Source organism: Bacillus sp. JJ722 (assembly GCF_036963345.1).
Classification (GTDB): Bacteria; Bacillota; Bacilli; order Bacillales; family DSM-1321; genus Bacillus_AD.
The window spans coordinates 1-8,687 of record NZ_JBALMO010000178.1; the positions used below are offsets into that span (position 1 = coordinate 1).

The 8,687-nt window shown below is 31.7% G+C and carries 10 protein-coding genes and 1 pseudogene; 1 reads left to right on the forward strand and 10 read right to left on the reverse strand.

All coding sequences use genetic code 11. The features are described from left to right. The first annotated feature begins 532 nt into the window (after positions 1–532). A complete protein-coding gene (locus tag V7014_RS19620; protein WP_335509485.1) occupies positions 533–697 on the forward strand; it encodes a hypothetical protein in 165 nt (54 codons plus the stop codon). Between the two features lie 206 nt (positions 698–903). On the opposite strand, the gene V7014_RS19625 is transcribed toward V7014_RS19620, so the two are convergent. The 10 genes and pseudogenes from V7014_RS19625 to V7014_RS19670 form a co-directional block, all read right to left on the reverse strand. Further along, positions 904–1,203 (reverse strand): hypothetical protein, encoded by a 300-nt coding sequence (locus tag V7014_RS19625; protein ID WP_335509487.1) that lies wholly within the window; start codon positions 1,201–1,203, stop codon positions 904–906. Positions 1,204–1,576: 373 nt separating this feature from the next. Further along, positions 1,577–1,654, reverse strand: a pseudogene (locus V7014_RS19630) (YneF family protein); the annotation flags it as partial. Positions 1,655–1,808: 154 nt separating this feature from the next. Continuing rightward, positions 1,809–2,372, reverse strand: coding sequence for a hypothetical protein (locus V7014_RS19635; RefSeq protein ID WP_335509488.1), 564 nt, complete (start codon positions 2,370–2,372; stop codon positions 1,809–1,811). Between the two features lie 63 nt (positions 2,373–2,435). Continuing rightward, positions 2,436–2,786, reverse strand: a complete 351-nt coding sequence (locus tag V7014_RS19640; protein ID WP_335509490.1) for a hypothetical protein — start codon at positions 2,784–2,786, stop codon at positions 2,436–2,438. 64 nt (positions 2,787–2,850) lie between these two features. Continuing rightward, positions 2,851–3,153 (reverse strand): hypothetical protein, encoded by a 303-nt coding sequence (locus V7014_RS19645; protein WP_335509492.1) that lies wholly within the window; start codon positions 3,151–3,153, stop codon positions 2,851–2,853. Positions 3,154–3,244: 91 nt separating this feature from the next. Continuing rightward, the gene (locus V7014_RS19650) at positions 3,245–3,898 is read right to left on the reverse strand and encodes a hypothetical protein (protein ID WP_335509494.1); all 654 of its coding nucleotides are present in this window, start codon (positions 3,896–3,898) and stop codon (positions 3,245–3,247) included. Between the two features lie 889 nt (positions 3,899–4,787). Further along, positions 4,788–6,113 (reverse strand): phage portal protein, encoded by a 1,326-nt coding sequence (locus tag V7014_RS19655; protein WP_335509496.1) that lies wholly within the window; start codon positions 6,111–6,113, stop codon positions 4,788–4,790. A gap of 42 nt (positions 6,114–6,155) precedes the next feature. Next, a complete protein-coding gene (locus tag V7014_RS19660) occupies positions 6,156–7,754 on the reverse strand; it encodes a terminase large subunit domain-containing protein (RefSeq protein WP_335509498.1) in 1,599 nt (532 codons plus the stop codon). A gap of 191 nt (positions 7,755–7,945) precedes the next feature. Continuing rightward, positions 7,946–8,353: a hypothetical protein gene (locus tag V7014_RS19665; protein WP_335509500.1), complete on the reverse strand. Its 408-nt coding sequence runs from the start codon at positions 8,351–8,353 to the stop codon at positions 7,946–7,948. Beyond that, on the reverse strand, positions 8,322–8,618 hold the full coding sequence (locus V7014_RS19670) for a hypothetical protein (protein WP_335509502.1): 297 nt from the start codon (positions 8,616–8,618) through the stop codon (positions 8,322–8,324). The genes V7014_RS19665 and V7014_RS19670 overlap by 32 nt, the downstream gene beginning before the upstream one ends. Positions 8,619–8,687 lie beyond the last annotated feature (69 nt).

Consider the following 8,687-nt stretch of genomic DNA (forward strand, 5'->3'; position numbering starts at 1 on the left):
AGTATAATTCTACAATATAACAGTTATACCTCTCTAAACAGATATAAATCCTTAAAAAATTCACAATTTTCAGACTATAAATTTAATAACTTTTTTATTTGATCAAATGTGCTAGAAGTTTTTCTTTTTATATTTGCTACTCCATTTTGGAACTTCTATTTATTCCAACCACTCGAATAGTCTCTGTATCCTCGATAACTAATAGGGAAGACTTTTCAGTATGTAGTTGTGTTAAAACATCCAATAACAATTGACCATGAATTGAATATCTCCATAACACACTCTTTTTTAATTCATACCTATAACTTAACATAATAATTAAATTATTCAATAGAGAGAAAATTACTACACATTTTAAAAATATAGATCAACTCATTTCAATTTTATATCTGATAAAATGAATATATATTTACATACGTTTTAGTTTAGGTATTTATTATATGGACAAAACTAATGCTTGTTATATATACCCAATAGTTTTTTACTCTTTAAGAATATTATTTATGGAGTTAAAAAAACAGGAGGGATTACTTTGTATTTACAAGTTCCAATTGATATGAATGATAGTAGAATAGTTGGTTTTGGTCGTCCTTTTGATTTTGGATTTCCATTTCTAGGAGAATTAGCGCTAGGTGCAGCTCTAGGAGGAGGATTTGGTTACGGGTATGGCTGTGGATACGATTATGGTGGATACTGATATCCTCATTCTCCACTCTCATGTTGTCCACAACCTTTACCTGTATGTTGCCCAAGACCATTTTATGGATATCTGTGTTGTTAAATAGACTATTTACCTCAAAAAGATTAATTAGTATATAGGAAATAGTAGTGTGTAAAATCAAGTTTCTTTAAATGTAGTTGTAACATAGGAATCCCCCTCTCTAAGAGATGGGGATTCCTATGTTATTGTTCGTGTGCCCAAGTAACAGATTTCCCTGTAGCAGGACAACTTGGGAATGTATCTCCTTGCTTAAGCTCAACATGATCACCATCTGCATCTATATAATGACCAGATTCCATTACAGTTTCACCAGTGCTATGAGTATGGCTTGCATGTGTCCAAGTTATTTCTCCACCTGTGGAAGGACAATTCGGAAATGTATCACCTTGTCTAAGCTGTTTCTCCTCTCCCGTAGAACAAATATAAGTACCGGTTTCGTTAACAACTTCTCCAGTATGATGATGGTCTTTAAAATGAGTCATAAGAATTCCTCCTGTTTGAATTACTTCACGTATAATAGTTTCTCTCAGACTCTCTAGATTATTCACTTCACCTTCCCATGACATTTTGTTTCTCTTTAGTGTAAAACCCTGCCCTATCTCCTACTTATATTTTCAATTTACTGATGTTTTTGATTGACAATAGTAGTATTTTTCCTTGATTACATCTTCTAACAACATGAAAAGACCACCTTTTCCAATGATTTTTTCATCGAGAAAGATGGTCTGCGAAATACTAAACCAAAAGCGTTTTATGGAGCTATAATATTAGAAACGAAAGATAAAACAAAGTAACTTTGATCTCTTTCAGTTATAATGTCGACACCCTGTAAACCCTTGATATAAAAGCGATTTATTATTTCATTTGCTTGTTCATAGCACTCATCATTTGATTGATTTTCTTTTGTGATGGTTTCATTCCCATTTGTGCCAAAAACGTTGATATATCAATGGTTTAGTCCATTTTTTAAAGCCACTATTCTGTTAAGAAAAATATACCATGAAAAATAATGATTGTCTAATAAATATTTCATTTTTTAACATCGTAATGGTTAAATTTTCATTTTGTTTCTACTATTTTTTTGAAATCACACCGTAACCTTCTCACAGGTCATTGTGATTAATCCCTTTTTAGTTAAATCATGATTAACAACTTTATATGTTCCACCTACAACATCCACTGTACTATTAATAGCAAACTCTGATCTGTATTCTTCATTATCTGCAATAGTAATAATAATCTCACCTGTAGCTACTCTAACAGCCCCTTCAGCAATAGCAAACTTTTGAGTATCAACTATACAATAGAAAGTCTTATCTTCACCTTCCGTCCATTCAATTGGATTCCCAAATTTGTCCCACTTGATGGGAACTATTTCACCTTTCTTAATAATCGTATGATTGATATTTCTCATCTTTGCTTTGAATAGTAATGGCTTTTTAGACACTGATTCACTTATCACTAGATAATCTATTTCATCAAATTCAACTATGTTGCCACGTTTGATAGGATGTAACGTACTGATTTCTTTATCATCAAAATCACCAACAGGGAATGATTTAATTAGAGCCTTTACTGTAACATCACCTATTGTAATATCCTTACCTACTTCATTAATAAAATAAGTCATATCATCTACTAAATTAATCATCATATTCCTCCTTCCTATACCTGATGCAAAGATTGTTTACCTCAGATATGCATAATAAGCACATCAAGAATCAAATAACATAAATGTAGTGTTGCTCATGGTTTCTTTATCCAAATTAGATTTCATATCACGTACCTTTCTTTCCAATTGGTCAATACGAGCCATTAAATTCTCGTGAAACTGAGTTATAGTAATATCTTCTTCATACTTATAGACTTTCATTGTTTGGGGATTGTTTGCAATTGATTCCAAAATGGATAATGCAGTATTGTAGATAGCTAGTTTATCTCGCTGCGATTGTGGATTATATGTAATAGTAGGTTCTAGGTTATTCTCTTGTAGGTATATTGTTAGCTCCTCATCTGTAAGTGTGATACCTTTTATTTCAATTTTTAGGCGATCTAAATTATTCATTTTATTTCTCCTTTCTAAGACATAATAAAAAACACCCTACATAATTGTAGAGTGTAAAGTGCTATTAAAAACTGTTCAACGAAATAGAATCTCCACATTTATTACAAATAAATTCTAGTTCATCTAATTTTTCATCGACCTCTATTTGATCTAACATGTCTCTTTCTAGAATTCCTTCAACTTCTTCTTCATTTGCATCAACGATTTTTTGAATAAAAGAATTACTTATATTACTATCTATGCTTGTATCATATCCATCTTGAACCCTAAAATAATCGTTGATACTATTAATATTAGAATTTTGCCAACTAGAAGAATTTAATTCAGCAATAACATTACACTTTTCACATATAATTTGTATTTTCATTGGTATCTCACCTCCCCTTTATTTCTACTACTTTCGACACAAAAGAGGTATATCCTTTCAAAAGCATAAACATAAGAAATATTACTAATCATTAATTTTGTATTGAAGTTAGAATTCCATCTTCAAAATATAAATTGTTATAATTAGGATACACCCATTGTTCTGAAACAACATCTGCAGTAATAGTTTTATTAATATCCTCTGGTGATCCCCAACCATCTTTTATTACTTCTTCCTGTGTCATCCCTATTTTCACTGGTTCACTCTCTTTAACTCCGGCACGATAACTATAATCCGCAAGTAAGTCTTCGAGAACAAGTTTATCGTATTCTTTCGCCTTTCCTTCAAGCCAAGTATGAAGATCATTCATTTCATCATCCAATTCAGCAGGTATGTTTTCTATATTGCTGTACATGTTTTGCATTCCATTTATGGAACTTCTTACATGTTCATAATTAACCTTACTACTAACACTGGATGAATCTATATAGTTACTAGTATTAAAATTTTTTTTATCGTTCAATAATGAAGCCATATTGAAGTAATCACTATCACCTTTTTCACTCATCATTGTTGTTTCCTTTAGTACTTCTTCATACTTTTGGGATAAAATCATTTCAATAAACTCTTTGTGCCTACTACTCACTTCCGATTTAACTTCCTTCTTTTCAACTTTTGAATCACTTGGATTACTACACCCTACTAAAATAAATGATAAACATATAGAAATAATTACTTTAAACATTATAACCCTCCCTTACGTCTACTAATTTCGACATAATAGAAGTTTTACCCTTCCATACAATGTAATATTTTCCAGATTCAAGCATAGAAATAGACATTATAATAAATGGAGTTGGAAAACATGCTATTTGTTCGCAAACAAGACCCTAGGGACACCATTAACGATTTTATAGATAGAACTAACAAAGGCGGCAAAGGTAAATGATTTAAATGACTCATCAATGTATAATATTGTGGGTAATGATGAATAAACAGGTCGGTGAGACGGACTTGTTTTATTTAATTTTTTCCGTGGGTGTGTAAAATGACATGCTATGGACAAAATTTAAGAGTTAGAGGTATCGTTATATAATAATCACATCAAATAAAAGCAAAATTTCATTAGAATAATTAGAGAATACACCCAAAAAATACATAATTTTATACACAAAACATACTGCATAAATGACATATATCCAGCATCCTATACATTACCCTCTCAAAACGTTTATATACCAACAACTTCCAATAACCTTTATTATGTAAACTAGATACCATGTGAGGTATATAAAGTGTTGATATAAAGGCTTTTCTGACTACTTCCTATACTATTTATACTAGCTATCAAATCACTCTATATAATGTATATAGTAGTATATTTATAAATGGAGGATGCTAGCTCTAAATTAGTATATTCGTATCTACGATCTAACCTAATCTAATCATTTGTAAAGTACATTCACTTGACATTATTTTTCAAATGTGGATACGTTGCCACATTTAACTCACATCTGTATTATTTTACATGCCCCATGCTGTATAACATGTAAGCGGACGAGGATATTATCCTATCAAGCATAAACCCTTGTCACACCTACATTTCTACTTAATTATACCCTCATAGGTATATATCAATCCATACTGTTACTTTCATCACTGACAACTGTACTACTTATATTCTCTTCTCTCAATCGTTCCATTTCCATTCTAACGTCTGTTGTATATGGACTATTCTCCAATAAACTTTCTAAACTCAATCCACCTAGTTTACGTAGCTCTTTAATATTACCGATAACCTCACTGTCATTAGATGGTGTAGCATATTGGAAATTAATATCTAATGTCTCATAGTCATCCTCATTGACCACAATACCCTTATATTTCTCTAACAATTGCTTAATTTTATCAAACCTTTGCTCCAATCCTTCACGCATATATTCTTCATTTATCGCTGCCTTAATATCTGCTAATTGGAATAATAATTTAATACTTACTTCTGACAAATTACTTATATCAGTTTTATTCATAGATACGGCAGGTGTTTGAGATATATCTAGTAACGATTGTACCAGAGCCTTGTAAATGGTATCGAAAGTCTTATAATCTAATCCATTACTAACAAGTTTAAACTCTGCGCCATCATCTAGATTCATTCCTCCACCAACTACATTTGCAGGAATACCATCACCTTTTAATTGTTGACCAATCATTACAGGTATAGGAGTCATAAACTTGTAAAATGAATCTGTGTATTTACTAATCATATCTTCCATATTATCGAGAATATTAATCCAATCCTCTAATTCACTTCTACCTTCAGTAATAGATAATTCATTCTCTGTCGTATATACAATAGGTAAACCACTAAGACTTGCATATTGTTCTTTAAGTCTTAAATCTCCACCATAATTATCATACTTTTGTACAATCTCGTTACTAAACACAGTATAATAATGTACACCATTCACCATATAGGCTTCAATGACTGATAAGAGATTACCTTCATGGTCATACACTGGATAACACTCAGCAGGATCAATCAACTTAGATTTAATCACACCATTGTCAATATATATGTACTCTGCAACTGTACCATACTTCAATAACTTATCCAGTACCTTCAGATTAAACCTATCATACTTACCTTGCTTATTAACTTTCTGATACTCTCCTACCACATTCTCATTGCCTGTTAATGTTAATGGATTCTGCAACAGATAAGACTTTTGAAAGTTTAACAATGTCTTAGCATACTGCAATACTATCTTACGTGGATGGAACTCTTTACCATTGTACTTATATGGTTGTTTGTTTAAGATTGCATGTTCACCATTAAGATAATCCTTTAATGAATTAACTTTATTTATTCTCAGTTGATGAGCAGCATTAGATACTTCTTCAATGAACCAATCACTACGACCATCATGATATGTATTAATATAGTCTTGTAGTTTCAAATATCTTCACTCCTTCTTTTTTATCGGTACATTAGATGTACCTCAAATATCTACATAATATTTACTCTGCTTAATCGCTTGTACTGCCATAGCCACACTAATTACTAAGTCATCATGTAGACTATTACCTTTTTTATTACCCATCTTTCCGTTATTGTCTTGATAGATTTTCATTTCTTCTAATGTCTGAACACATTCGATATTAATTAACCCTAACTCAAAGGATTCCTTCAAATCATTGATTAATGTAGGCTTAGTTGTATTAGTTGTCATAAATCCTAATTGTAATTTCTTCTTACCCTTTTGATCGAATACTTTTTGTTTAAGAAGATTCATGTATCCGTAGTCCTTACGTAACTTCTCAATCAATGGCAAACCATAGCTATTTCGCTCTACACAAATGAAAGCATAATTAAAAAAACTGCCTAATTCGTTTACAATCTCTGCAAACCTATAGACAGGAATATTATTACAATAAAATGAAGCAACTTGTTGTCCTTCTGCATCAAATACACTCATTGTACTGTTATCTCCACCACTACCACTGGCAACGTCCACACCTGCATAGTGTCTGATTCCCTTCTTAGGTAAATGATAGATGAATAGATTCTTATTTAATTGATTTTGAAGTGTCGTTGGTAAATCAACAACGTCTTTACCCTTCAATGGTTCAATAGCATACTGTATACGTTCAACAATCCTACCAGTATCAAATACACTCTTATTACTTGTCTGAAAGGCTTCGTCTGGAAATGTAGGGAATTCCCTTTGAAATTTATCTAATGCATTTGTCTCAATATAATACCTTCTGAACATCAATTGTCTATAGTTAGCTCCATACTTTTCTTGTAGCTCTATTTCATCCTTCTCTAAATGAGATTTAGTCATTCTAGCACCTTTATTATGTAATCTAAACCATTGTTCTGCTTCGTCAAATGAATGTTTAAATTGTTTATGATAGGCATCAGAAAGCCATGAATAGAAATGTGCTTTCCATACTGATTCCTTACCTCTATAGGCTTTTACAAACATTTCTTGATAATAATTAAACCCAAGGGCTGTACTCTCGATACAAATTTTACTATTAGGATTTTTAGCTAGTGCAGGAATAGCAGTTGCAATAATTTCTTCTTGTGATTCAGCAGGATATTTAGCCATCTCAGAAAAATGTATTAATTCAAAAGTATTACCTGAAATAGCATCTTCCCCACCGGCTGTAGCAACGATTATCCTAGAGCCATTTTGTAATAACATTTCATCACGGTTACTAATATCTAACTTAGGGAATAAATGACTGTACTTTGGATGATCGTGTGGTAAAGACTTATACATCTTCTTTAATTTGCGGAATAATGATTGAGTAACTTTACTATGGTGTGTCATTATCATGTATGAGGTATCGGGCTTAGTACACGCCATATAAAGCATGAATGCGAGTGACCACGTAGTAAAACCAATTTGGCGACCCTTCAAAATGATATTATATTTCTCCATTGTATTAGTGAAATTTTCTTGTTCAGCGTTTAATACAAAGGGAACACTGTTGCCAAAATTATCTATGATCTTAATAAAATTCTTCGCAAATAATCTAAAGTCACCGACTACTTTTTGTAATTTCCTTTCTTGAATAGACTTAATCATCTATCCACCTCCAATATAAAAGAGGTACACTAAATTTGTGTACCTCTCCTTTTTCTGCTTAGGGAAAATTATCCCCAAGTGAATCATTATTTTCCACGGCTCAACTTTGAGCAGTCAGAGTTAATTATTTTAGGTGTGACTTATTGTCACGGTTAACTTCCCAACCTCAGACAAACAATCTTCGTATCAGATTAATTTAAGTCTAAATCATCATCTTCCTCTTCTTGCTCATCCTCAATAACAGTTTGGAATTGCTTTGCTGCAACTTTAGCATATGATTGAATTTCCTTTTGTAATGAGAGGAATAATCGCACACTTTTTTCATCACCTTTTTTCGCTTGCTCACTCACAATAGAGTAAATTTCATCAAAATCACTAGATACTTTACTATCGAGCAATATCATAAGCAATTGCTTGTATTCACTCGATTTCTCCCACTTAATGAATCCATCAAATGTTTTAAGTTGAACCTCTTTTAAAAATTCTTCTTCACTCTTCTTTTCAACATCACGTTTAAACCTAATATCGTGTTTCCAAGTAAAATATAGACGTTTTTTGAGTGTGATTTTATTTAACGCTTCGTAAATGTTCAACTTCATCACCTCTACTTTTTTCAACTAACTCATCCAATTGCTCCGTATTTTTCTTTAAAGTTGTAATTATTGCTTCGTACTGTTCATGTAAAAGTTTATTCATGATTTTACGTTCAATTTGTTCCTCTAATCGAGAGCGTTGGTATTCCTTAAAATCTGCTTGTAATTCGTTAATACTCTCCTGCATAGCTCCCAAGCTTTTACCAAATTCGTTCACATCATTTTTTAAATAGTTAATTGATTCCTTTACTTGACTAATTGATTCTTTCATTAATGATTCCCTCCATTGATTAATTTTTGAATATAAAAAAGGATGTAACGAAACGCTACACCCTTAGTA